Source organism: Streptomyces sp. B21-083 (assembly GCF_036898825.1).
GTDB lineage: Bacteria > Actinomycetota > Actinomycetes > Streptomycetales > Streptomycetaceae > Streptomyces.
Genome location: NZ_JARUND010000002.1, coordinates 2,581,520 through 2,603,723, shown reverse-complemented (window position 1 = coordinate 2,603,723; position 22,204 = coordinate 2,581,520). Strand labels below are relative to the sequence as shown.

Sequence of the window (22,204 nt, the reverse complement as noted above, 5' to 3'; positions counted from 1 at the left end):
GTGGCCTCGGAAGCGCCGACGACGGCGGTGTCGTCGGGGAACCGGGAAGCGGCGGTCAGAGGTGTGCGGCCACGGACTGTTCGAGGACGCGCTGCGCCTCGACCCGGTCCTTGGCGCGGCGGCGGTCCTCCAGGACGGAGGTCCAGGCGTTCTGGCGGGCGATGCGCTGGCCGTTGCCCATGAGCAACGACTCGACTGCGCGCAGCGCGTCGGTGAAGGACGGGATGGGCGTGGCGCTAACGGGCGCGGCCTGCATGATGGAGGTCCCCCCTCGGGACGGCTCTGGGTAAGGGTGTACATCGTGTGAAACCAGGGTCACTGATTGGTGTTACCAGGGCGTGACTTGCGGGTCAAACACCGATGAAGCCTTGATACGGAAGGTGAAAACGCCGATGCGGCCCTGACGTATGCCCTCAACTGCGAGGACGGTCAGGACCGCACGGAATCGGCCGTTACTGGCGGGTAGTGTCTTGTGCGCGAATTCACACGTCTGCCGCACCTCCGCCGCACCCTTGCTGGGCAGGAAGAGTGACGGTACGTCAGCAGCCGTACCCGGGCTCGGGGCTCGCTCAGACCGCCTGGGAGGCGATGTAGGAACCGCGCTTCTCGATGGCCATCTGGTAGAGGCGGCCGGCGCGGTACGAGGAGCGCACCAGCGGGCCGGACATGACCCCGGAGAAGCCGATCTGCTCGGCCTCCTCCTTCAGCTCGACGAACTCGTGCGGCTTTACCCAGCGCTCGACGGGGTGGTGCCGGACGGTCGGACGCAGGTACTGCGTGATGGTGATCAGCTCGCAACCGGCCTCGTGCAGCTGGCGCAGTGCCTCGCTGACCTCCTCGCGGGTCTCGCCCATGCCGAGGATCAGGTTCGACTTCGTGACCAGACCGTAGTCGCGGGCGTCGGTGATGACCTTGAGCGAGCGGTCGTAGCGGAAGCCGGGGCGGATGCGCTTGAAGATGCGCGGGACCGTCTCGACGTTGTGCGCGAAGACCTCGGGCCGGGAGGAGAAGACCTCGGCGAGCAGCTCCGGTACGGCGTTGAAGTCGGGCGCGAGCAGTTCGACCTTGGTACGGCCTTCCGCGCGCCCCTCCGTCTGCTGGTGGATCTGGCGCACGGTCTCGGCGTACAGCCAGGCGCCGCCGTCCTCCAGGTCGTCGCGGGCGACGCCGGTGATGGTGGCGTAGTTGAGGTCCATCGTGACCACGGACTCCCCGACACGGCGGGGCTCGTCGCGGTCGAGGGCCTCGGGCTTGCCCGTGTCGATCTGGCAGAAGTCGCAGCGCCGGGTGCACTGGTCGCCGCCGATGAGGAAGGTGGCCTCGCGGTCCTCCCAGCACTCGTAGATATTGGGGCAGCCGGCTTCCTGGCAGACGGTGTGCAGGCCCTCGCTCTTCACGAGGTTCTGCATCTTCGTGTACTCGGGACCCATTTTCGCCCGGGTCTTGATCCACTCGGGCTTGCGCTCGATGGGGGTCTGGGCGTTCCGGACCTCCAGGCGCAGCATCTTGCGTCCGTCGGGTGCGACTGCGGACACGATGGCTCCCTTTAGCTTCGATTCTTCGGCGTACACCAGGGTACGCCCGTACGCTCGCCGCCCCGTGAGCCGGGCGACCTTTGAGACCGGGGGTAGGGCATCTCAGCCCGTCCGGGGGCGCAGCCTCCGGGGATTACGCGGAAGCCCCCTCCACCACCCTCGCCCGCAGCTCCGCGTGCTCCAGCACATCCCGCAACTGCCGCTCCACCACGGGCAGAACCTCTCCCACCGTCACATCCCGCCCCAGCTCGTTCGCGAGCGACGTGACCCCCGCGTCCCGGATCCCGCACGGGATGATCCGGTCGAACCAGACGTTGTCCGGGTTCACGTTCAGCGAGAAGCCGTGCATGGTGACTCCCTTCGCCACCCGGATCCCGATCGCCGCGACCTTCCGGTCCTCCCGCCGCTGACCGGCGTTGGACGGCGCGTACTCGGGCCCGTTCATCCGGGGGTCGAACTCGTCGTCGTGCAGCCGGGGATCCAGATCCAGCGAGAGACCACCACGCGTGGACGCCGGCCGCTGCTCGACCGGGTCGCCCAGCACCCACACCCCGCTGCGCCCCTCCACCCGGGACGTCTCCACCCCGAACTCCGCGCAGGTACGGATCAGCGCGTCCTCCAGCCGCCGTACGTGCGCCACGACGTCCACCGGACGCGGCAGCTTCTGGATGGGGTAGCCCACCAGCTGGCCAGGACCGTGCCAGGTGATCTTGCCGCCGCGGTCCACGTCGATGACCGGGGTGCCGTCCAGGGGGCGCTCGCTCGGGTCGGTGCGCCGGCCGGCCGTGTAGACCGGGTGGTGTTCGAGGAGCAGGCAGGTGTCGGGGATCTCGTCCGCGAAACGGGCCGCGTGCACCCGGCGCTGCTCGTCCCAGGCCGCCTGGTAGTCGACGTACTCGACGCCGTCGGCGCCGAATCCCATCCGGACGAACCGCAACTCACCACTCACGGTGGCGCCTCCCTGGCTGTTTCAGCGGCTTCCTCAGCAGCTGTCTGTCAGGCACGTGACGCGCCCGAACCACTGTACGTCCGGCCGCTGCTCGTCAGTCCGACGCCCGATTCTCACACGATCGGATGAATGTACGGCGGAATGTGCGATCGGCCGCTTACGCTCCGCTACATTCGCGCCGTTCACGAGGCCAAAAAGGGCTGCTCACCAGGAATCCGGGCACATCAGAGGGCCCGAAGGCAGGAGACCGCACCGCAGATGACGGAACGACCCGCGCAGCGCACTCCCAATCGACAGCTCGCCGCGCTCATCGCAGAAGCGGGATTCTCCAACGCGGGTCTGGCCCGCCGAGTGGACCAGCTCGGTCTCGAACACGGCCTTGATCTCAGATACGACAAGACATCGGTGACCCGCTGGCTGCGGGGACAGCAGCCCCGCGGCACCACCCCCGCCCTCATCGCCGAGGTGTTCACCCGGCGCCTCGGGCGACGCCTCAGCGCTCAGGATCTCGGGCTCGACGCCTGCGCGCCCGTCTACGCGGGGCTGGAGTTCGCGGCCAGCCCCGAGGAGGCCGTCGACATCGTCAGCGGGCTGTGGCGCAAGGACTCAGGCAGCCACGCCGAGCTGCGCAAGATCGCCTTCACTCCGGCCGGGCTCGTCGTGCCCAGCCGGGACTGGCTGATCGGGCGGCCCGACGACCGGGTCGGACGCGGCGACCAGCCCGTCGTACGGGTGCCCGTGCAGGGGCGGTCCGGCGTACCCCGGCAGCGTGGGCAGGTCGAGCGCGGACCCGGGCAGAAGGTCACCGGAGGCGACATCTCCGCGCTCCGCTCGGTCGGCGAGCTGTTCCGCACCCTCGACGACGCCTACGGGGGCGGCCACGCACGCCAGGCCCTCGTCCGCTACCTGGAACACGAGACCGAGCCCATGCTGCGCGGCACCTACGGCGAGCAGACCGGCCGCCGCCTGTTCGCCGCCGCCTCCGACCTCACCCGGCTCGCGGGCTGGACGTCGTACGACATCGCCGCGCACGGCCTCGCCCAGCGCTACTTCGTCCAGGCGCTCCGGCTCGCGCAGGCGGCCGGGGACCGGGCGTACGGCTCGTACGTACTGGCCACCATGAGCCGCCAGGCCGTCTACCTCGGGCACGGGCGGGAGGCCGTGCAGCTCGCGAGGGTGGCCCAGCAGGGTGTCGGCACCACCGCGCCGCCCGTCGTGCAGTCCCTGCTGCACGCGTGCGAGGCGCGCGCCCACGGGGTGCTGGGCGAGGTCCGGGCCTGCACCGCCTCCCTCGTCCGGGCCGAACGGGCACTCGAAGCGGCCCGGCCCGGTGACGAAGTCCCGCACTGGGCGAGGTTCTTCGACGAGGCCCAGCTCGCCGACGAGTTCGGGCACTGCCATCGCGATCTCCAGCAGTTCCGCGCCGCCGTCCAGCACGCGGAGCGCTCGCTCCAGCTGCGCGCCCCCGCCTTCGCGCGCAGCCGCCTCTTCTGCCTGGTCGTGCTCGCCTCGGCCCGGCTGGGCCTCGGCGAGCTCGACCAGGCGTGCCTGCTGGGTGCCGAGGCGGCGAGCGCGGCGGCGGAGATGCGCTCGGTGCGGGCGGCCGAGTACGTCCGGGACTTCGAGCGGCGCCTGGAGCCCTACAAGGACGCGGCACCGGTCAGGGGGTACCGCGACAAGGTCGCCGCGCTCGGCTGACTCACGCGGCCGCCGCCTCTTCCTCCGCCGTTTCCGCTTCCGCCTCGGCTTCCGCTTCCGGTCGCGCCCCTGCCGCTGTCGCCGCCGTTCGCAGGGGCTCCGCCACATGCATCGGGCCCGCGCCCAGGTCCGCCAGGACCGCGGCCGCCGCCCGGTGCCCGGAGTGCAGGGCGCCCTGGACGGTGCTCGTGTCCCGGTGGTCGCCGCACACGTACAGGCCCGCCAGCAGCCGTACCGGACGGCGCAGGTCGTGCGGCGGGCGCATCGCGGGCACCGCCTCGGCGGTGTGGTGCACGGCGAGCGTCTCCCAGCGCGCGGTCGACACCCCGTAGAGGCGGGACAGATGGGCTCGTACGGCCCTGTCCACGTCCTGCGGCGGGGCGCCCAGCACCGTCGACGAGATCAGCGGGCGGCCGGCGGGGGAGCGGGACGGGTCCACGCGGCTGACCACCGCCGTGTGCGCGACCGGGCCCCCGCGGTCCGCCTCAAGGAGCAGGAACGCACCGGTCGCGGGCGCCTCGTCGGCCGTGTGGTGGACGACGGTCACCGGGTGGAAGTCGGGGACGCGCAGGCCGGGCAGCAGACCGGCGGCGGTGCGCGCGTCGGTCGCCACCAGGACGGCCCGGCAGCGCAGTTCGCCGTGGTCGGCGGTGGTCACGAGGTTCGTGGCGATGGACGTGACCCGGACCCCGGTGTGTACCGTGCCGGGCGGCAGCGCCCGCGACAGCAGCTCCGGCAGGGTCTCCGCGCCGCCCTCCGGCACGCACAGCCGGCCACTCGCGAACGCCCGCAGCGCGAGATCCGCGCACCGGCTCGACGTGGACAGCTCGGGGTCGAAGAGCAGCGCGGCGAGCAGCGGACGCAGAAAGCCCTCGACCGTACGGGCGGGCAGGCCGCGGTGGCCCAGGGCGTGGGCGGCCGGCAACTCGGGGCGGGCCAGCAGCCGTTGCAGGGGGACCCCGGCGAGCCGGCTCAGCGCGGCACCCAGCCGGGCCTGGTCGACCGCTCCGCCGACCACGCCGCCCACCGCCCCACCGAACTGTGCGCCGGTGCGCGCCCCCGCCGATGCCGTCAGCCGTGGAGAACCGGCCGTCCGTGCCGGCCTCGGGGCGCCCGCCAGGGCGCGCACAGTGCCGAGCGCGCCCCGTGCGCCCCCTCCGCCCAGCGGAGCGCCCGCGCGATGCCGGCGTCCGTCGCTGTGCACCAGGACACCGGGTGCGAAGGGACGCAGGACGAGAGTGTCGAGGCCGGGGGTCAGCCGCAGTTCGGGATACGACGTGGACAGCAGCTGCCCGATCCGGTCGAGGCGGAAACCGTCGACCTTCTCGGTCGCCATCCGGCCGCCGACGTAAGGGGCGGCCTCCAGGACCGCGGTCGTTACTCCTGCGCTGGTCAGCCGATGGGCCGCCGCGAGTCCGGCGACCCCGGCTCCCACGATGACGACGTCCGCCTGGTACGCGGGCTCAAGCACGTGCCCTCCCTCGATCGCGGTGACGCGGCCGGCCAGGGCACCCTTGCCCCAACAGGCTTACGAGATAAGCGAGTTCGGATCGAGAGTAGGGCGGCTCACGGCAGGCGGAAGTCGCGCATGAACAGGGCACGGTCGCACAGCGGTCGCATGCGGTCGCACTCGGTCATCCGGGAGGTGGGTCAGGGGCGCGGAGGCGGGGTCAGGCCTGCGCCGCCCGGATCGCGTCGTCGATCTCCGGGAACGCGAACGTGAACCCGGACTCCAGCAGCCGCTTCGGCAGCACCCGCGCACTGCCGAGCACGTCCCCGGACATCTCGCCCAGAACCAGTTTCAGAACGGGCGCGGGCACCGTGAAGAGCGTCGGCCGGTGCAGCACACGCCCCATCGCCGCGGTGATCTCCCGGTTGGTGAGCGGCTGCGGCGCGGTCAGGTTGAACGGCCCGGACAGGCCGTCGGTGTCGATGAGATGCCGGATCGCCGCCACCTCGTCGTGCAGGGCGATGAACGACCAGTACTGGGAGCCGTCGCCCATCCGCCCGCCCAGGCCCGCCTTGAACAGGGGGAACAGCTTGCCCCAGGCACCGCCGCCGCTCGCCACCACCAGCCCGGTCCGCACGAAGACCGTCCGTACGCCCGCCTCCTGGGCGGTGCCCGCGGCTGCCTCCCACTCCACACACACCGACGGCAGGAAGCCGTCCCCGGCCGGAGCGTCCTCGTCCACGGTCCGTTCGCCGGTCTCCCCGTAGTAGCCCATCGCGCTGCCGTTGACGAAGACCCGCGGCGGCTCGTCCATCGAGGCGACGGCCTCGGCGAGCGTCGCCGTGCCCAGGACACGGCTGTCGCGGATCGTCCGCTTGTACGCGTCCGTCCAGCGCCGGTTGCCGACCCCTGCCCCGGCCAGATTCACCACAGCGGTGCAGCCCGCGAGCCCGGCCGCGTCGATCGTCTGCCGCTGGGGGTCCCAGCGGACCTCGTCCTTCGTCCGGGGTGCGTGCCGCACCAGGCGGGCGACTTCGTGCCCGTCGGCGGTCAGGGACCGCACCAGGGCCGTACCGATGAGACCGGACGCACCGGCCACCGCGATTCGCGAGCGTTCCATGTCTCCATCCTGCGCCACCGTCCCAGGGCCCGTTGTCGTACCCCCGCCCTAGAGTGACCCCCATGCCGCCCGAGCCACAGCAACCGCACAAGCCGTACGACGGTCACGAGAGCCAGGAGGGCCAGAAGCGTTCTGCGGGCCCCGGGCCGTTCGTGCGCTCCGCCCGGCCCGAGGACGACGAGGCCCTGGGCAGACTCGACCGCGCCACCTGGTCCACCCTGCACGCCGTCACACCCCGGCCCAGACCGCCGTACACGCCGTTCTTCCGCGAGAACTCCGACGCGGGCGACCACCTGGTCGCCGTGACCGGGGACGGCCGGGTCGTGGGCTATGTCAGGCTCGCCCGGCCCACTCCGCTCGCGTCGAACGCGCACGTCCTGCAGATCCAGGGGCTCGCCGTCTCCGACGAAGCGCGCGGCATGGGCGTCGGACGGCTGCTGATCCGGGCCGCCATGGCCGAGGGCCGCCGCCGGGGCGCCCTGCGCCTCTCGCTGCGCGTCCTCGGGCACAACGCCCCGGCGCGCAAGCTGTACGAGTCGGAGGGCTTCGTCGTCGAGGGCGTACAGCCCAGGGAGTTCCTGCTGGACGGGGAGTTCGTGGACGACGTACTCATGGGCCGGTCGCTGTAGTCAGGACGTGACCAGGTCGCCCGTGTCCACCGCCCTCGTCGAGGCCGTCGCCCGTTCGGCGTCCTCGCGGACCTCGTCCACCGTCAGGACGTAGCCCGTCTCGTTGTCGGACGTGGAGCGGGCGAAGACCACGCCGAACACCTTGCCGTCGGTGGTGAGGAGCGGGCCGCCGGAGTTGCCGGGGCGGACGGTCGAGCGGATCGAGTAGATCTCGCGGGTCACCGTCTCGCTGTTGTAGATGTTCTGGCCCCTCGCCCGCACCTTGTCGGCGACCGTGGCGGCCTGCAGATTCAGGTCGCCGTCCTGCGGATAGCCCGCGACCACCGCCGAGTCGCCCCGCTTCGCGCTGTCGTCGAAGCGCAGGACGGGCGCGCGCAGATCCGGGACGTACAGCACGGCCACGTCCTTCTCGGGGTCGAAGAGCACCACCGTCGCCTTGTGCGCCGTCCCGACACCGCCGACCCGGACGGTCGGATCGTCGATGCCCGCCACCACGTGGGCGTTGGTCATCACATGCCGGGCCGAGAACACGAAACCGCTGCCCTCACGGCCCTGGGTGCCCGCGACGCCCTCGATCTTGACCGTGCTCAGCTTGGCCGCGTTCGTCGCGCTCGCCGTGACACTGTCCCCGGAGGGCTTGGCGACACTCGTCGCCGGTTCGTTCTCGAAGGGGTTGAAGACCTGCGGGAAGCCCGCCTGGGTGAGCGCGGACGTGGCCCGCGAGAACCAGGTCGGGGTGGTCTCCGGCATCGCGTCCTGCACCGTGCCCAGCAGCGCCGAGTCCCGGATCGCCGTCGTGACCAGCGGTGACGAGGACGCGCCCAGGACGCTGGCGGCCACCCAGGACACCAGCAGCACGGCGACCGCGTTGGCCACGGCCCCGCCGACCCCGTCGGCGACCCGCAGCGGCCCCCGGTCCAGCTCGTGGCGCAGTTTCAGCGCGAGCCTGCCCATCAGCTCATGACCCACCACGGCCGGCACCAGCACCGTGAGCACGGCCGTCACCGTCGCCGCAGGCGTCCCCGCCGTCACCAGCTCCATGATCCACGGCAGCACCCACACGCCGATGACGGCGCCGCCCACGAACCCTGCCAGGGAGACACAGCCCGCCACGAGGCCGCGCCGGTAGCCGGACGCGGCATAGCCGAGGATCACCAGCAACAGCAGGATGTCGAGCAGGTCCACTCCGGCCGCCTTCCTTCTGGACCCTTCGGTCCCCCGTACACGCGGTACACGCCGTTCACATGCGGTAGTACGCGCGGGACGGGCCCGGTGATCAGTCGCCGATCAGTCACATGCGCCCATCCGGCGCCTGGACCTGTAAAAACGTCCCGGACCGGGACGTTGGTTCCACCAAGTGGCACACCACACATCGCGGGCGGAACGGAACGCATCCACAGTGAGGCCCATGGGGTCCCTGCGGTCCATGGGTGGCTCGCGTGTCCGCCGCGTGCGCGTGCCGCGCGCCGTCCGCGTGGTGCTCGTCAGTCTGCCCGGCATCGCCGCCGCCGTCGGACTGGTCCTGTGCGCGGCCGGCGACAACCGCACGGCCCCACGCCAGGCGCACCCCGCCGCGACCCGCCCCGCCACGGTCCGCCCGGCCCTCGCCCACCCCGCCGCCAAGCCGCACATCGTCCCCCGTACCGCCTGGATCGGGGACGCCGAAGTCGATCAGCCACCGCCGCGCTACGACGACCGGGTCGTGGCCGTCTTCGTCCACCACACCGACTCGCCCAACGGCTACGACTGCGCCGACGCGCCCCGCCTCATCCGCTACGTGTACGTGGGCCAGACCGGCTCCCGCGACTGGGACGACATCGGCTACAACTTCGTCGTCGACCGCTGCGGCACCATCTACGAGGGCCGCGCGGGCGGCGTCGACCGCCCCGTCACGGGCGCCCACACCCAGGGCTTCAACCATCGCACCGCCGGCATCGCCGCCCTCGGTACCTTCACGGCGGGCGTGCCAGTGCCGAAGGCCATGACCGACGCGATCGCCGCACTCACCGCCTGGAAACTCGGCCTCTCGGACACCGACCCGCGCGGCACCGCCCGCCTGGTCTCCAGCAACTCCCTCAGCCGCTTCGCCTCCGGCACCACCATCACCCTGCCCGCCCTGTCCGGCCACAACGCCGCCTACATGACGAGCTGCCCCGGCGCCGCCCTCACGGCCCGCCTCCCAGCGATCAGAGAGGCCGCCGCACGTCTGCAGGGGCGCCACTGAGCCGAAGAGGCTCACACGCCCGCCCGTGCGGGTTCCGCAGGTTCCGAGGGGCTCACAGGTAGGACACAGCGCACTCAGGGATGCGCCCCAACTCCCCGCCCTACCTTCGTCGTACGCACTGACCGGAGGTGGGGACCATGAGCAGCAGCAGCCACACGAACCCGCTGGAGCCGACCGAACAGGCCGAACAGGTCCATGGCAGGAGGGTTTTCGGTAGCGGCTGGGCCGGGGCGGCACGGAGTCCGTGGGCCGTGCTCTGCGCGGTGGCGACGGTCGTCCTGGGCCCGGCGGCGGTCACGGCCTCCGCCCTCGACCAGGCCAACCGGGCTCCCCTGCACCACCACGCGGTACGGGCCGACCCCGCGCAGCAGGCGTACATCTCCTCGGACCTGACCCGCCGCCGCGGCACGGCGGCCTGAGGCGCGGGGGCCTGAGGCGCGAGCGCCGCGACCGGCCTACGGGGCTGTCAGGCGCCCTTGAACCGCTGCCACAGCTTGGGATACCGGTCGGCGAGCGACCCTTCGTCCTCCAGGGCGAGCGGCGTGCCCTCGGGTTCGGCGGACGCGGGCGGAATGCCCAGGTCCGGGGTGACGGTGCCGGTGAGCTGTTCGTACGCCTCGTCGGCCGCGTAACCCAGCTCCTCCCCGTCTCCGTCGATCTCCGCGTCGAAGTCGTCCAGGAGATCGGCGAGCGAGTCCGGGTCGCCGTGCAGGGCACCCTCGAAGACCTCGCGGCCCTGGCCGATCAGCCAGCACCGGAAGAAGTCGAAGGCCTCGTCGTCGGCCCCGTCGAGCAGCACCCGGGCGGCGCCCCACAGGTCCCAACGGTAGGCGCGGTTGTAACGGGCCTCGAAATGCCGGGCGAAGTCGAGCACCGAGTCCGGGTCGAGCTGGAGCAACCGCTCGACCAGCAGGTCGGCCTGATCCTCGGGGTCACCCTCGGCGGCCTCGCGGGTCGCGTCCACCAGCTTCCAGAACTCCGTCTCGTCCATCACGGGTACAGCATCGTGCCTGGAGGGGAGAGACGCACGTGGAGCTACACGGAATTTGAATCCGGGCGCGGGCTTCGGTCAGCATCATGTCGAGTTGAGCCGGGCCCCACGTGGCCTTCTGGCCGGTGGCCTTGTTGTGCAGGTGTACGGCCTCGGACTCGGCGTCACGAACACCCGGATGCGATTCCCCCGGCGTGCACGCCGGGGCCTCCTCGAAAGAAAGCGGGGGAGAACAGGTGACGGGGTACAGGCCCGCCGGCCTCCCTACCTCGCGCCTCGCGTGAACTACGCGGCTGGTGGAGGTGGGTGGGGAGGGGAGTACAGCGCCCCCAGCCGCTGCGCGTCCCGCGCGAACCGTGCCCGTAGTTCTGCCGGCGCCAGCACCTCCGCCTCCGGACCGAGCGTCGCCAGTTGCGTATGGGCGACCTCCGCCGACTCCACGGCGAGTGTCACTGTGACCCGGCCCTGCTCGTCGGGCTCGCCGCCGGCCGACAGCGCGTCCCGGGCGGACACGGGATCGACGACGTACCCCAGTCTGCGTACCCCCTCCGCCGAGAGCCGTACGACGACCTCGGTGCGCAGGATCGACCGCGCGAACTGCTCCGCCCGCTCCTCCCAGAACGCGGGCAGGTCGAAGCCGGGGTCGCGGGTGAAGCGTTCCCCGGGGGCGGTGACGTGGTCGGAGACGTGGTGGGAGAGCCGGACGGAGGTGAAGCGGTCGACGCGGTAGACCCGGAAGGGCCCAGCGGCCCCGGGGTCCCCGGGTGCGGGGTTCTCCGCGTGAGCGTCGTGCCGGGTGACGCGGGCGCACAGATACCAGACGCCCGCCTTGAGGACGAGCCCGTACGGCTCCAACGTGCGCTCCACGTCGGTCTCGCCGGGGCCGCGCCGGTATCGGGCCAGGATCGGACGGTCGTCCCACACCGCGTCCGCGACAGCGGGCAGCGACTCGGGGACGGTGGGCTCGCTGAACCAGGCGGGCGCGTCCAGGTGGAACCGCTGGGCGGCTGTCCGGGGGGCGTCGCGGAGGGAGGGCAGGAGGGCGGCGGACACCTTGAGGCGGGCCGCGGAGGCGGTGTCCTCCAGTCCCATCTCGCGCAGGGCGCCCGGCACTCCGCTCAGGAACAGCGCCTCCGCCTCGCCGCGGGCCAGGCCGGTGAGCCGGGTCCGGTACCCGCCGATCAGGCGGTATCCGCCGGCCCGCCCCCGGTCGGCGTACACGGGGACGCCTGCCTCGGACAGTGCCTGGGCGTCGCGGGTGACGGTGCGCTCGGAGACTTCCAGTTCCTGGGCCAGCTCGGCGGCGGTCATGGAGGGCCTGGACTGGAGCAGCAGCACCATTTTGATGAGGCGGGCAGCGCGCATGGGTTCATGATGCCCGGGAGCGGGGGGCGGGTTTGTTCCGCCCCCGCCGCCCCTACCCGTCCCATCCCGTTCCTGGGGGCTGCGCCCCAGATCCCCCTCCGGCCCTGAACGGGCCTTGTCCTCGAACGCCGGACGGGCTGGGGGTGGCGGGCCAGCACTGGAAGGGTGCGGCCTGGGCTGGACAGAGGCGGTGAACGGGTGGCTGGGTGGGAAAAGAGGTGTGAGCTGGAGCAGCCTCGGCCTGACGCCCCGGCCGGGATGGTGGGTGCCGGGCGCCGTCGAGGGGTTCGACGGCGCCCGGCAGACGGACTGGAAACGGGTGGGTGGGTGGGCGAACCCCCCTTACAACCCGTACCGCCCCCGCGCCTCCTTCACCGCCGCAGCCCCGACTTCCCCCCGCCGAGCCAACTGCGCCAACGCCGCCACGACGATCGACTCCGCGTCGACCCCGAAGTACCGCCGCGCCGCCTCCCTCGTGTCCGACAGCCCGAATCCGTCCGCGCCCAGCGACGAGTAGTCCTGCTCGACCCACTGAGCGATCTGGTCCGGCACCTGACGCATGTAGTCGGACACCGCCAGCACCGGCCCCTCGGCACCCTGCAGCGCCTGCCGGACGTACGGCACCCGCTCCTCGCCCCGCAGCAACGCCGCGTCCGCGTCCAGCGCGTCCCGGCGCAGCTCGGTCCAGGACGTCGCCGACCACACGTCGGCCGCCACGCCCCACTCCTCGGCGAGCAGCCGCTGCGCGTCCAGCGTCCAGTGGATCGCCGTACCGGAGCCGAGCAGCTGGATGCGCGGCGCGTTGGCGGCCGGCGAAAGCCCCGCCGACTCGGCCGTGTTGAAGCGGTACAGCCCCTTGACGATTCTGTCGTCGAGCTCCGGCGCCGACGGCTTCGCCGGCTGCGGGATCGGCTCGTTGTAGAGGGTCAGGTAGTAGAAGACGTTCGGGTCCTCGCCGGGCGCCGACTCGCCGTACATCCGGCGCAGACCGTCACGGACGATCACCGCGACCTCGTACGCGAAGGCCGGGTCGTACGACAGCACGGCCGGGTTCGTCGCGGCGATCACCGGGGAGTGGCCGTCCGCGTGCTGGAGGCCCTCGCCGGTCAGCGTCGTACGGCCGGCCGTCGCGCCGACGAGGAAGCCGCGGCCGAGCTGGTCGCCGAGCTGCCACATCTGGTCGGCGGTGCGCTGCCAGCCGAACATGGAGTAGAAGATGTAGAAGGGGATCATCGGCTCGCCGTGCGTCGAGTACGACGTCGACGCGGCGATGAAGTCCGCCATGGAACCGGCCTCGGTGATCCCCTCGTTGAGGATCTGGCCGTCCTTGGCCTCCTTGTAGTACATCAGCTGGTCACGGTCGACCGGCTCGTACGTCTGGCCCTTGGGGGAGTAGATCCCGAGGGACGGGAACAGCGACTCCATACCGAAGGTGCGCGCCTCGTCCGGCACGATCGGCACCCAGCGGCGGCCCGTCTCCTTGTCGCGGACGAGGTCCTTGACCAGGCGTACGAAGGCCATCGTCGTCGCCACGTTCTGCGAGCCGGAGCCCTTGTCGAACGACGTGAACGTCTTCTCCGCGGGGGCGGGGAGGGGCGCGAGGGCCTGGGTGCGGCGGGCCGGGGCCGGGCCGCCGAGGGCCGCGCGGCGCTCCTGGAGGTAGCGGACCTCGGGGGAGTCGGCGCCCGGGTGGCCGTAGGGGACGACTCCGTCGACGAACTGGGCGTCGGAGATGGGGAGTTCGAGCAGGTCACGCATCTGCTTGAACTCGTCCACCGTCAGCTTCTTCATCTGGTGGTTGGCGTTCTTGGACGCGAAGCCCTCGCCCAGGGTGAAGCCCTTGACCGTCTGGGCCAGGATGACCGTCGGCGCGCCCTTGTGCGCGAGCGCCGCCTTGTAGGCCGCGTACACCTTGCGGGACTCGTGCCCGCCGCGCGAGCGGTGGAAGCACTCCAGGATCTTGTCGTCGCTCAGCAGCTTCGCCATCTCGGCGAGCGCCGGGTCCTTGCCGAAGAAGTCGGCGCGGATGTAGGCGGCGTCGCGCGTCTGGTACGTCTGCACCTGGGCGTCCGGTACCTCGCGCAGGCGGCGTACGAGCGCGCCCGTGGTGTCGAGCTGGAACAGCTCGTCCCAGGCCGTGCCCCAGAGCGTCTTGACGACGTTCCAGCCCGCGCCGCGGAACTGGGCCTCCAGTTCCTGCACGATCTTGAAGTTGGCGCGGACCGGCCCGTCGAGGCGCTGGAGGTTGCAGTTGATGACGAAGGTGAGGTTGTCCAGGCCCTCGCGGGAGGCGAGCGCGAGGGCGGCCGTCGACTCCGGCTCGTCCATCTCGCCGTCGCCGAGGAACGCCCACACGTGGGACGCGGAGACGTCCTTGATGCTGCGGTTGGTGAGGTAGCGGTTGAAGCGTGCCTGGTAGATCGCCGACAGCGGGCCGAGGCCCATCGACACCGTCGGGAACTCCCACAGCCAGGGCAGCCGGCGCGGGTGCGGGTAGGACGGGAGGCCGTTGCCGCCCGACTCCTGACGGAACTTGTCGAGGTGCGCCTCGGTCAGCCGGCCGTCGAGGAAGGCGCGGGCGTAGATGCCGGGGGAGGCGTGGCCCTGGATGTACAGCTGGTCACCGGAACCGTCGCCCTCCTTGCCTCGGAAGAAGTGGTTGAAGCCGGTCTCGTACAGCCAGGCGGCCGAGGCGAAGGTGGCGATGTGGCCGCCCACGCCGTGTTTGCTGCCCCGGGTCACCATGGCCGCCGCGTTCCAGCGGTTCCAGGCGGCGATCCGGTGCTCCATCGCCTCGTCGCCGTCCACCGAGGGCTCGGCGGCGGTCGGGATGGTGTTGACGTAGTCCGTCTCCAGGAGCTTGGGCAGCGCGATGCCGTTGCCTTCGGCGCGCTCCAGTGTGCGGCGCATCAGATACGCGGCACGGTGCGGCCCGGCCGCCTTGGTGACCGCGTCCAGAGAGGCCTGCCATTCGGCGGTCTCCTCGGGGTCGCGGTCGGGGAGCTGGTCGAGCTCGCTCGGCTGGATGGCCTTGGGGTCGGTCATGTCGCCGCCTTCCTCAGTCGAAGGGGGTTCCCTCGTCGGTAAGGGTTCGGGGGTGCCCTTGGTCTTTGGCAGGACAGGGCTGTGAACCCTTGTAGGGGTCCGTCGGCGACTCTAACTCGCTGATCGATGATCGATCAAAGGGTTGAAGAGCAAAACCTCTTGATCACGAGAAAGTAGGCACGGGGTGCCTTTCGGGCGGGCACCGGGTGCCTCACATTCGGGGGTTTTCGCAGGTGAGCGGGTGCGGGCTCGGTTGGTCCGGTTGGCTCGGTCGCGTCAGGCTCGGGGCGCGCACCCCAGCACATGGGCCTTCACCAGCTCGGCGATCCGTGGATCCCGGCGGCGGAACGCGGCGACCAGCTCCTCGTGCTCCTCCGCGTACGACTGCTGCACCGTCCCGAGCCAGCGGATCGACAGGGCCGTGAACACCTCGATGCCCAGCCCCTCCCAGGTGTGCAGCAGCACCGAGTTCCCGGCCGCGCGCACCATCTCGCGGTGGAAACCCACCGTGTGCCGGACCTGGCCGGTTCCGTCCGAGGCGCGGTCGGCCTCGTACAGGGCGGTGACATGCGGTTCGAGGGCCGAGCAGTCGTCCGCCAGCTTCTCCGCCGCCAGCTCCGCCGCGATGGCCTCCAGGCCGGCCCGGACGGGGTAGCTCTCCTCCAGGTCGGCGGCGGTCAGGTTCCGTACGCGTACGCCCTTGTTGGGGGCCGACTCGATCAGCCGCAGCGACTCCAGCTCGCGCAGCGCCTCCCGTACGGGGGTCTGGCTGACCTCCAGCTCGGTCGCGATCCGGCGCTCGACGATCCGCTCGCCCGGCTTCCAGCGCCCGCTGACGATCCCCTCCACGATGTGCTCGCGGATCTGCTCGCGCAGCGAGTGGACGACGGGCGCGGTCATGAGGGCTCCTTGAGGGAGGGGCTTCGGCCCCAGGGGCGGTGACCTGTAGACAATACGGCCGCGTCCCTGTCCAGAGGCCTTCCGGGCGCGAGTGCGGACGTACGTGAGACGAGGGTTACAGACCGGACCGGGCGCACGCCACAGCCCGTGCCCCCCGGCTTTACGGCGAGAACGACGGTGCCCCGTCCGGAAGACTCCGGACGGGGCACCGTCGTACACGTACATCCCAGCTGGCTGGTTACAGGCCGAGCTCGACCTCGAACTCGCCCGCCTCCAGGATCGCCTTGACGGCCGTCAGGTAACGGGCCGCGTCGGCGCCGTCGACCAGACGGTGGTCGTAGGACAGGGTCAGGTACGTCATGTCGCGTACGCCGATGACCGTGCCCTCCTCCGTCTCGATGACCGCCGGGCGCTTGACCGTCGCGCCGATGCCCAGGATCGCGACCTGGTTCGGCGGCACGATGATCGTGTCGAAGAGCGCACCGCGCGAGCCGGTGTTGGAGATGGTGAAGGTCGCGCCGGACAGCTCGTCCGGGGTGATCTTGTTGGCCCTGACCTTGCCCGCGAGCTCGGCCGTGGCCTTGGCGATACCGGCGATGTTGAGGTCGCCCGCGTGCTTGATGACCGGGGTCATCAGGCCCTTCTCGGAGTCCACCGCGATACCGACGCTCTCGGTGTCGAAGTAGGTGATCGTGCCCTCTTCGACGTTGATCCGGGCGTTGACGGCCGGGTGGGCCTTCAGCGCCTGGGCCGCCGCCTTCACGAAGAACGGCATCGGGGAGAGCTTGACGCCCTCGCGGGCCGCGAAGGAGTCCTTCGCCTGCGCGCGGAGCTTCATCAGGCGCGTGATGTCGACCTCGACGACCGAGGACAGCTGCGCCTGCTCGTGCAGCGCCTTGACCATGTTGTCGCCGATGACCTTGCGGATGCGGGGCATCTTGATGGTCTGGCCACGGAGGGGAGAGGCCTCCAGGGCCGGCGACTTCCTGGCTGCCGGGGCAGCGGCGGCGGCGGGCGCCGGAGCGGCCGCGGCGGCCTTCGCTGCCTCGGCGGCGGCGAGGACGTCCTGCTTACGGATACGACCGCCGACGCCGGTGCCCTTGACGGAGCCCAGGTCGACGCCGTTCTCGGCGGCGAGCTTGCGCACCAGCGGGGTCACGTACGCACCCTCGTCGGTGGCCTGAGCGGCGACGGGAGCCGGAGCGGCCGGAGCCACCGGGGCGGGCGCGGCCGGCGCGGGCGCCGGGGGAGCGACCGGAGCCGCGGCCTGGACCGGAACCGGCGCGGGGGCCGGAGCGGCCGGGGCCACGGGGGCCGGAGGCGCGACGGGCGCGGCAGGGGCCGCCGGAGCGGGCGCCGGGGCAGCGGCGGCGGGCGCCGGAGCCGGGGCGGCCGGAGCCGGAGCCGGGGCGGCCGGAGCCGGGGCAGCCGCCGGAGCGGCACCCGGGGCGCCGATCACGGCCAGCTTGGCGCCGACCTCGGCGGTCTCGTCCTCGCCGACCACGATCTCCAGCAGGACGCCGGCGACGGGCGCCGGGATCTCGGTGTCGACCTTGTCGGTGGAGACCTCCAGCAGGGGCTCGTCCTCCGCGACCTCGTCGCCGACGGCCTTCAGCCAGCGGGTGACGGTGCCCTCGGTGACGGACTCGCCGAGCGCGGGCAGGACGACGTCCGTGCCCTCGGCGGAGCTGCCGCCGGTCGCGGCCTCGGCGGTGGGAGCAGGGGCCGGAGCCGCCTGCTCGGTGGACGGCTGGGCGGCCGGAGCCGGAGCCGGGGCGGCGGGGGCGGGCGCCGGAGGGGCGACCTCCGCCGCGGCCGGAGCCGGGGCGGCAGCAGGCGCGCCGCTGCCGTCGTCGATGAGGGCCAGCTCGGCCCCGACCTCAACGGTCTCGTCCTCGGCGACCTTGATGGACGCGAGGATGCCGGAGACGGGCGAGGGGATCTCGGTGTCGACCTTGTCGGTCGACACCTCCAGCAGCGGCTCGTCGGCCTCGACGCGCTCGCCCTCGGCCTTCAGCCACCGGGTGACAGTGCCCTCGGTGACGCTCTCACCGAGCGCCGGAAGGGTTACGGAAACCGCCATGGTTTCGGTTGCTCCTTACGAAATTGCGGAAGTCTGTGTCGTCGTCCGTCGACCGAGGGTCAGTCGTGGGCGTGCAGCGGTTTGCCGGCCAGGGCCAGGTGGGCCTCGCCGAGCGCCTCGCTCTGCGTCGGGTGGGCGTGGATGAGCTGCGCGACCTCGGACGGCAGCGCCTCCCAGTTGTAGATCAGCTGGGCTTCGCCGACCTGCTCGCCCATGCGGTCGCCGACCATGTGGACGCCGACCACGGCACCGTCCTTGACCTGGACGAGCTTGATCTCGCCCGCGGTCTTGAGGATCTTGCTCTTGCCGTTGCCCGCGAGGCTGTACTTCAGAGCGACGACCTTGTCCGCACCGTAGATCTCCTTGGCCTTGGCCTCGGTGATACCCACGGAGGCGACCTCGGGGTGGCAGTACGTCACCCGGGGCACGCCGTCGTAGTCGATCGGGACGGCCTTCAGACCGGCCAGACGCTCCGCCACCAGGATGCCCTCGGCGAAGCCGACGTGCGCGAGCTGGAGCGTCGGGACCAGGTCACCGACGGCGGAGACGGTCGGGACGTTCGTCCGCATGTACTCGTCGACCAGGACGTAGCCGCGGTCCATCGCGACGCCCTGCTCCTCGTAACCGAGACCGGCCGAGACCGGGCCGCGGCCCACGGCGACGAGCAGCACCTCGGCCTCGAACTCCTTGCCGTCGGCAAGGGTGACCTTGACACCGTTCGCGGTGTACTCGGCCTTCGAGAAGAAGGTGCCCAGGTTGAACTTGATGCCGCGCTTGCGGAACGCGCGCTCAAGAAGCTTGGAGGAGTTCTCGTCCTCAAGGGGGGCCAGGTGCTTGAGGCCCTCGATGATCGTGACGTCCGTACCGAAGGACTTCCACGCGGAGGCGAACTCGACGCCGATGACGCCGCCGCCGAGGACGATCGCCGACTGCGGCACCCGGTCCAGGACGAGGGCGTGGTCCGAGGAGATGATCCGGTTGCCGTCGATCTCCAGGCCCGGCAGCGACTTCGGCACGGAGCCGGTCGCGAGCAGGACGTGGCGGCCCTGGATCCGCTGCCCGTTCACGTCGACGGAGGTGGGGGAGGAGAGCCGCCCCTCACCCTCGATGTAGGTGACCTTCCGAGAGGCGACAAGCCCCTGGAGTCCCTTGTACAGGCCGGCGATGACGTCGTCCTTGTACTTGTGCACCGCGGGCATGTCGATGCCCTCGAAGGTGGCCTTGACGCCGAACTGCTCGCTCTCGCGGGCCTGGTCGGCGATCTCGCCCGCGTGCAGCAGGGCCTTGGTGGGGATACATCCCCGGTGCAGGCAGGTACCGCCGACCTTGTCCTTCTCGATCAGGGCGACGTCAAGCCCCAGCTGGGCCCCGCGCAGCGCCGCGGCGTAACCGCCACTGCCACCGCCGAGGATCACTAGGTCGAAAACGGTGCTGGCGTCGTTCGCCACGTCACGTCCTCCATGCATTGCGCCGTACGCCGGTCGTCAGCGACCGGACGGCGGCTGGTGTCCGGCCGCTCTTTCTTCGGCCCTGTGGTGGGGGCCCTGTCCTGCCGAGCCCATCTTCGCACTTGTCGGACGCGGAAGAGACGCCGGGCCGGTGTGAGAGACACCCCACACGTGCCAGAACTTTTCAGAGGGGGACGCGCCGACCCACCCAGGGGCGCGAGGAACTGCGCGACAAGCCACCCACGACCCGCACCCGCCAGATTGCACGAGCATCCGAGCTGTTGGGCGCAACGGGACCCCGGACTACCCGCCCACGGGGTCCCGTCACAGAAGTGGGCGTCAGCCCAGATCCCCCGCAGCGGTCAGCTCAGCCAGCCGCACCAACGTACGAACCGCGGTCCCGGTCCCACCCTTGGGGGTGTAACCGAAAGGCCCGCCCTCGTTGAACGCGGGCCCCGCGATGTCCAGGTGCGCCCAGGTGATCCCCTCACCCACGAACTCCCGCAGGAACAGCCCCGCGACCAGCCCGCCGCCGTACCGCTCGCCCATGTTCGCGATGTCGGCCGTGGGGGACTCCATCCCCTTCTTCAGGTGGTCCGGCAGCGGCATCGGCCACGCCGGCTCCCCGACCTCCTCGGCGGCCTCGTGCACCGCGGAGCGGAACGCGTCGTCGTTCGCCATGATCCCGTACGTCCGGTTGCCCAGCGCCAGCATCATCGCGCCGGTCAGCGTCGCCACGTCGACGATCGCGTCCGGCTTCTCCGCCGAGGCGGCCCACAGGGCGTCGGCGAGGACGAGGCGGCCCTCGGCGTCGGTGTTGAGGACCTCGACGGTCTTGCCGCTGTACATGCGCAGCACGTCACCGGGACGGGTGGCGGAGCCGGACGGCATGTTCTCGGCGAGCGCCAGCCAGCCGGTGACGTTGACCTGGAGGCCGAGCCGCGCGGCGGCGACGACCGCGGCGAAGACCGCCGCCGCACCGCTCATGTCGCACTTCATCGTCTCGTTGTGCCCGGCGGGCTTGAGCGAGATGCCGCCCGAGTCGTAGGTGATGCCCTTGCCGACGAAGGCGAGGTGCTTGCTCGCCGCCTCGTGCGTGTACGTCAGCTTCACCAGCCGGGGCCCGGCGGCGGAGCCGACGCCGACGCCCAGGATGCCGCCGTAGCCGCCCTCCTCCAGCGCCTCCTCGTCGAGCACCCGCACCTTGATGCCGTGCTCCTCGGCCGCGGCCTGCGCGACGGCGGCGAAGGCCTCGGGGTTGAGGTCGTTCGGCGGGGTGTTGATCAGGTCGCGGGCGCGGTTCAGCTCCTCGGAGACGGCGGTGGCGCGCGCGACGGCCGCCTTGAACGCGGCGTCACGGGGCTTGCCGCCGAGCAGGGTGACCTCGGCGAGCGGCGCCTTGCCGTTCTTCGCGTCCTTGCCGTTCCTGCCGATCTCCTTGTACGCGTCGAAGGAGTACGCGCCGAGCAGCGCGCCCTCGCCGATCGCGCCGGCGTCGGCCGCGTCCTCGATGGGCAGGGCGAAGGCGGCCTTCTTGGCGCCGGCGAGGGTACGGGCGGCCACACCGGCGGCCCGGCGCAGCGACTCGGCGCCGAAGGTCTCGTCCTTCGCGGGCAGTGCGCCGAGGCCCACGGCCACGACAACGGGTGCCTTGAAGCCGGCCGGGGCGGGCAGCTTGGTCACCTCGCCCTCGGCACCGGAGGCGCCGAGGGTCCCCAGGACGTCGGCGAGCTTGCCGTCGTACGCCTTGTCCACGGCCTCGGCGCCCGGTGCGACGACCGGGCCCTTGCCGCTCTTGGCGACACCGACGACGATCGCGTCGACCCGAAGGCCGGGCGCCGCAGCGGTGCTGAGAGTGAGAGCAGTCACGGTGGTGAATTCTCGCTTCCGTCTGAAAAGTCCGTCTTAAGAGACTCTGTGGCCGAGTGGAATGGGTCGACCAGGCCCGACAAGCGACCCTAAATCCGGCCCTGGGGGGCGGTCGGTACCGGGGGTGGTACACCCGGCACGAGCCTACGCTCGGCGGCCGGTTTCGCTCATTCCTGCGAGCGTTCACCTGACAGTGGCGTCACGGTCACTTCCCATCCCTCACTTCCGATGACCTGAGTCACACTCGTCACATTGTGGTGAGTGGTCCTGTCACCGCATATGTGGAACTACTTCTCCGTGTACGTCGACGACGTCTTCGCGCCCGACAGCCGCTGGGACACCGAACACAACTGCACCCCGGGCGACTTCACCTGCGTGGGCGGCGACGGCGAGGGCACCACACCGATCCGTATGACGGCGGCCGACGCGGTGTACGCGGCCAAGTGGCAGCGGAGCAGCGGCCTCACGCTCGACATGGTCTACAACGGCATCCAATGGACGGCGACTTCCGGCGCACCACCGCCCGCACCCTCGTCAAGTGCCTCACCGCCTACCTCGCCTCCCTCCTCGCCCTCAGCCTCACCGCCGCCGCCCTGTGGCCCGACGCCCCGGGCGCGGGAGGCGTCCGGCTGGCCGGACTGCTTCTCCTGGGCGTGGTCCTGTGGACGGGGCTGCTGCTCCAGTCCTTCGGCGCGATCCTCAGCGCGGCCGTGATCTGCTGTGTCGCCGCCCTCGCCCAGACCCTGGCCCTGGCGACCCATGCGGGCAGCCCGCACTGGGTAGGCCTGACCGTGTACGGGACAGCGGCCGGCGTCCAGGCGGCCCTGGTCGGCGGCCTGCTGGGCAGAGCGACGGCCCACCGCTGATCCCCCAGCCGCGAACGGAACGGACAAGAACC

General features: G+C 71.5%; 18 protein-coding genes and 1 pseudogene. 6 read left to right on the top strand and 13 right to left on the bottom strand.

What is annotated here, in order from left to right:
* Window positions 1–55 precede the first annotated feature (55 nt).
* From QA861_RS35655 to lipB, 3 genes are all read right to left on the bottom strand, one after another.
* Window positions 56–256, bottom strand: a complete 201-nt coding sequence (locus QA861_RS35655; RefSeq protein WP_319096406.1) for an SCO2195 family GlnR-regulated protein — start codon at window positions 254–256, stop codon at window positions 56–58.
* A gap of 313 nt (window positions 257–569) precedes the next feature.
* The gene (gene lipA / locus QA861_RS35650) at window positions 570–1,535 is read right to left on the bottom strand and encodes a lipoyl synthase (protein ID WP_334592843.1); all 966 of its coding nucleotides are present in this window, start codon (window positions 1,533–1,535) and stop codon (window positions 570–572) included.
* Between the two features lie 133 nt (window positions 1,536–1,668).
* Window positions 1,669–2,457: a lipoyl(octanoyl) transferase LipB gene (gene lipB, locus QA861_RS35645; RefSeq protein WP_334594951.1), complete on the bottom strand. Its 789-nt coding sequence runs from the start codon at window positions 2,455–2,457 to the stop codon at window positions 1,669–1,671.
* A 285-nt stretch (window positions 2,458–2,742) separates the two neighbouring features.
* Between lipB and QA861_RS35640 the strand changes: the two genes are divergently transcribed.
* The gene (locus QA861_RS35640; protein ID WP_334592842.1) at window positions 2,743–4,182 is read left to right on the top strand and encodes an NsdA family TPR-like regulatory protein; all 1,440 of its coding nucleotides are present in this window, start codon (window positions 2,743–2,745) and stop codon (window positions 4,180–4,182) included.
* Between the two features lies 1 nt (window position 4,183).
* Here QA861_RS35640 and QA861_RS35635 read toward each other — a convergent pair whose 3' ends face one another.
* Together QA861_RS35635 and QA861_RS35630 are read right to left on the bottom strand one after the other, a co-directional pair.
* On the bottom strand, window positions 4,184–5,653 hold the full coding sequence (locus tag QA861_RS35635; protein ID WP_334592841.1) for an NAD(P)/FAD-dependent oxidoreductase: 1,470 nt from the start codon (window positions 5,651–5,653) through the stop codon (window positions 4,184–4,186).
* A 199-nt stretch (window positions 5,654–5,852) separates the two neighbouring features.
* Window positions 5,853–6,752: a TIGR01777 family oxidoreductase gene (locus QA861_RS35630; protein WP_334592840.1), complete on the bottom strand. Its 900-nt coding sequence runs from the start codon at window positions 6,750–6,752 to the stop codon at window positions 5,853–5,855.
* 62 nt (window positions 6,753–6,814) lie between these two features.
* Between QA861_RS35630 and QA861_RS35625 the strand changes: the two genes are divergently transcribed.
* Entirely contained in the window at window positions 6,815–7,381 is a 567-nt protein-coding gene (locus QA861_RS35625) for a GNAT family N-acetyltransferase (protein WP_443041620.1), read from the top strand.
* Here the strand turns inward: QA861_RS35625 and QA861_RS35620 are convergent, their stop codons facing one another.
* A complete protein-coding gene (locus tag QA861_RS35620; RefSeq protein WP_334592837.1) occupies window positions 7,382–8,566 on the bottom strand; it encodes a MarP family serine protease in 1,185 nt (394 codons plus the stop codon).
* 241 nt (window positions 8,567–8,807) lie between these two features.
* Here QA861_RS35620 and QA861_RS35615 point away from each other — a divergent pair, with 241 nt between their 5' ends.
* Together QA861_RS35615 and QA861_RS35610 are read left to right on the top strand one after the other, a co-directional pair.
* Window positions 8,808–9,605 carry a peptidoglycan recognition protein family protein gene (locus tag QA861_RS35615; protein WP_443041680.1) on the top strand — a complete coding sequence of 266 codons (798 nt, stop codon included), beginning with the start codon at window positions 8,808–8,810 and terminating at the stop codon, window positions 9,603–9,605.
* A 137-nt stretch (window positions 9,606–9,742) separates the two neighbouring features.
* Window positions 9,743–10,024: a hypothetical protein gene (locus QA861_RS35610; RefSeq protein ID WP_334595064.1), complete on the top strand. Its 282-nt coding sequence runs from the start codon at window positions 9,743–9,745 to the stop codon at window positions 10,022–10,024.
* Window positions 10,025–10,071: 47 nt separating this feature from the next.
* On the opposite strand, the gene QA861_RS35605 is transcribed toward QA861_RS35610, so the two are convergent.
* The 7 genes from QA861_RS35605 to QA861_RS35575 all read right to left on the bottom strand — a co-directional run bounded on the left by QA861_RS35605 (window position 10,072) and on the right by QA861_RS35575 (window position 21,306).
* Window positions 10,072–10,596, bottom strand: a complete 525-nt coding sequence (locus QA861_RS35605; protein ID WP_334594950.1) for a DUF4240 domain-containing protein — start codon at window positions 10,594–10,596, stop codon at window positions 10,072–10,074.
* 285 nt (window positions 10,597–10,881) lie between these two features.
* Window positions 10,882–11,961 (bottom strand): helix-turn-helix transcriptional regulator, encoded by a 1,080-nt coding sequence (locus QA861_RS35600; protein ID WP_334592835.1) that lies wholly within the window; start codon window positions 11,959–11,961, stop codon window positions 10,882–10,884.
* Between the two features lie 342 nt (window positions 11,962–12,303).
* The gene (gene aceE, locus QA861_RS35595) at window positions 12,304–15,006 is read right to left on the bottom strand and encodes a pyruvate dehydrogenase (acetyl-transferring), homodimeric type (RefSeq protein WP_334592833.1); all 2,703 of its coding nucleotides are present in this window, start codon (window positions 15,004–15,006) and stop codon (window positions 12,304–12,306) included.
* 276 nt (window positions 15,007–15,282) lie between these two features.
* Window positions 15,283–15,906 carry a GntR family transcriptional regulator gene (locus QA861_RS35590; RefSeq protein WP_334592831.1) on the bottom strand — a complete coding sequence of 208 codons (624 nt, stop codon included), beginning with the start codon at window positions 15,904–15,906 and terminating at the stop codon, window positions 15,283–15,285.
* A 238-nt stretch (window positions 15,907–16,144) separates the two neighbouring features.
* Window positions 16,145–17,989, bottom strand: coding sequence for a 2-oxoglutarate dehydrogenase, E2 component, dihydrolipoamide succinyltransferase (gene sucB, locus QA861_RS35585; RefSeq protein ID WP_334592830.1), 1,845 nt, complete (start codon window positions 17,987–17,989; stop codon window positions 16,145–16,147).
* A gap of 59 nt (window positions 17,990–18,048) precedes the next feature.
* Window positions 18,049–19,437 (bottom strand): dihydrolipoyl dehydrogenase, encoded by a 1,389-nt coding sequence (gene lpdA, locus QA861_RS35580; RefSeq protein ID WP_334592828.1) that lies wholly within the window; start codon window positions 19,435–19,437, stop codon window positions 18,049–18,051.
* 339 nt (window positions 19,438–19,776) lie between these two features.
* Entirely contained in the window at window positions 19,777–21,306 is a 1,530-nt protein-coding gene (locus QA861_RS35575; RefSeq protein ID WP_334592827.1) for a leucyl aminopeptidase, read from the bottom strand.
* Window positions 21,307–21,591: 285 nt separating this feature from the next.
* On the opposite strand from QA861_RS35575, the pseudogene QA861_RS35570 reads away from it, so the two are divergent.
* Both QA861_RS35570 and QA861_RS35565 read left to right on the top strand, forming a co-directional pair.
* Window positions 21,592–21,819, top strand: a pseudogene (locus QA861_RS35570) (hypothetical protein); the annotation flags it as partial.
* The gene (locus QA861_RS35565) at window positions 21,801–22,172 is read left to right on the top strand and encodes a hypothetical protein (protein WP_334595063.1); all 372 of its coding nucleotides are present in this window, start codon (window positions 21,801–21,803) and stop codon (window positions 22,170–22,172) included. The pseudogene QA861_RS35570 and the gene QA861_RS35565, both read left to right, overlap by 19 nt.
* The last annotated feature ends 32 nt before the right edge of the window (window positions 22,173–22,204 follow it).

What these genes read in the sequence shown, in the direction of transcription:
- QA861_RS35655 (WP_319096406.1), bottom strand. Translation starts at nt 256, where the DNA reads ATGCAGGCCGCGCCCGTTAGCGCCACGCCCATCCCGTCCTTCACCGAC.
- lipB (WP_334594951.1), bottom strand. Translation starts at nt 2,457, where the DNA reads ATGGGATTCGGCGCCGACGGCGTCGAGTACGTCGACTACCAGGCGGCC.
- QA861_RS35640 (WP_334592842.1), top strand. Translation starts at nt 2,743, where the DNA reads ATGACGGAACGACCCGCGCAGCGCACTCCCAATCGACAGCTCGCCGCG.
- QA861_RS35630 (WP_334592840.1), bottom strand. Translation starts at nt 6,752, where the DNA reads ATGGAACGCTCGCGAATCGCGGTGGCCGGTGCGTCCGGTCTCATCGGT.
- QA861_RS35625 (WP_443041620.1), top strand. Translation starts at nt 6,815, where the DNA reads ATGCCGCCCGAGCCACAGCAACCGCACAAGCCGTACGACGGTCACGAG.
- QA861_RS35615 (WP_443041680.1), top strand. Translation starts at nt 8,808, where the DNA reads ATGGGTGGCTCGCGTGTCCGCCGCGTGCGCGTGCCGCGCGCCGTCCGC.
- QA861_RS35610 (WP_334595064.1), top strand. Translation starts at nt 9,743, where the DNA reads ATGAGCAGCAGCAGCCACACGAACCCGCTGGAGCCGACCGAACAGGCC.
- QA861_RS35605 (WP_334594950.1), bottom strand. Translation starts at nt 10,596, where the DNA reads ATGGACGAGACGGAGTTCTGGAAGCTGGTGGACGCGACCCGCGAGGCC.
- QA861_RS35600 (WP_334592835.1), bottom strand. Translation starts at nt 11,961, where the DNA reads ATGCGCGCTGCCCGCCTCATCAAAATGGTGCTGCTGCTCCAGTCCAGG.
- aceE (WP_334592833.1), bottom strand. Translation starts at nt 15,006, where the DNA reads ATGACCGACCCCAAGGCCATCCAGCCGAGCGAGCTCGACCAGCTCCCC.
- QA861_RS35590 (WP_334592831.1), bottom strand. Translation starts at nt 15,906, where the DNA reads ATGACCGCGCCCGTCGTCCACTCGCTGCGCGAGCAGATCCGCGAGCAC.
- sucB (WP_334592830.1), bottom strand. Translation starts at nt 17,989, where the DNA reads ATGGCGGTTTCCGTAACCCTTCCGGCGCTCGGTGAGAGCGTCACCGAG.
- QA861_RS35565 (WP_334595063.1), top strand. Translation starts at nt 21,801, where the DNA reads ATGGACGGCGACTTCCGGCGCACCACCGCCCGCACCCTCGTCAAGTGC.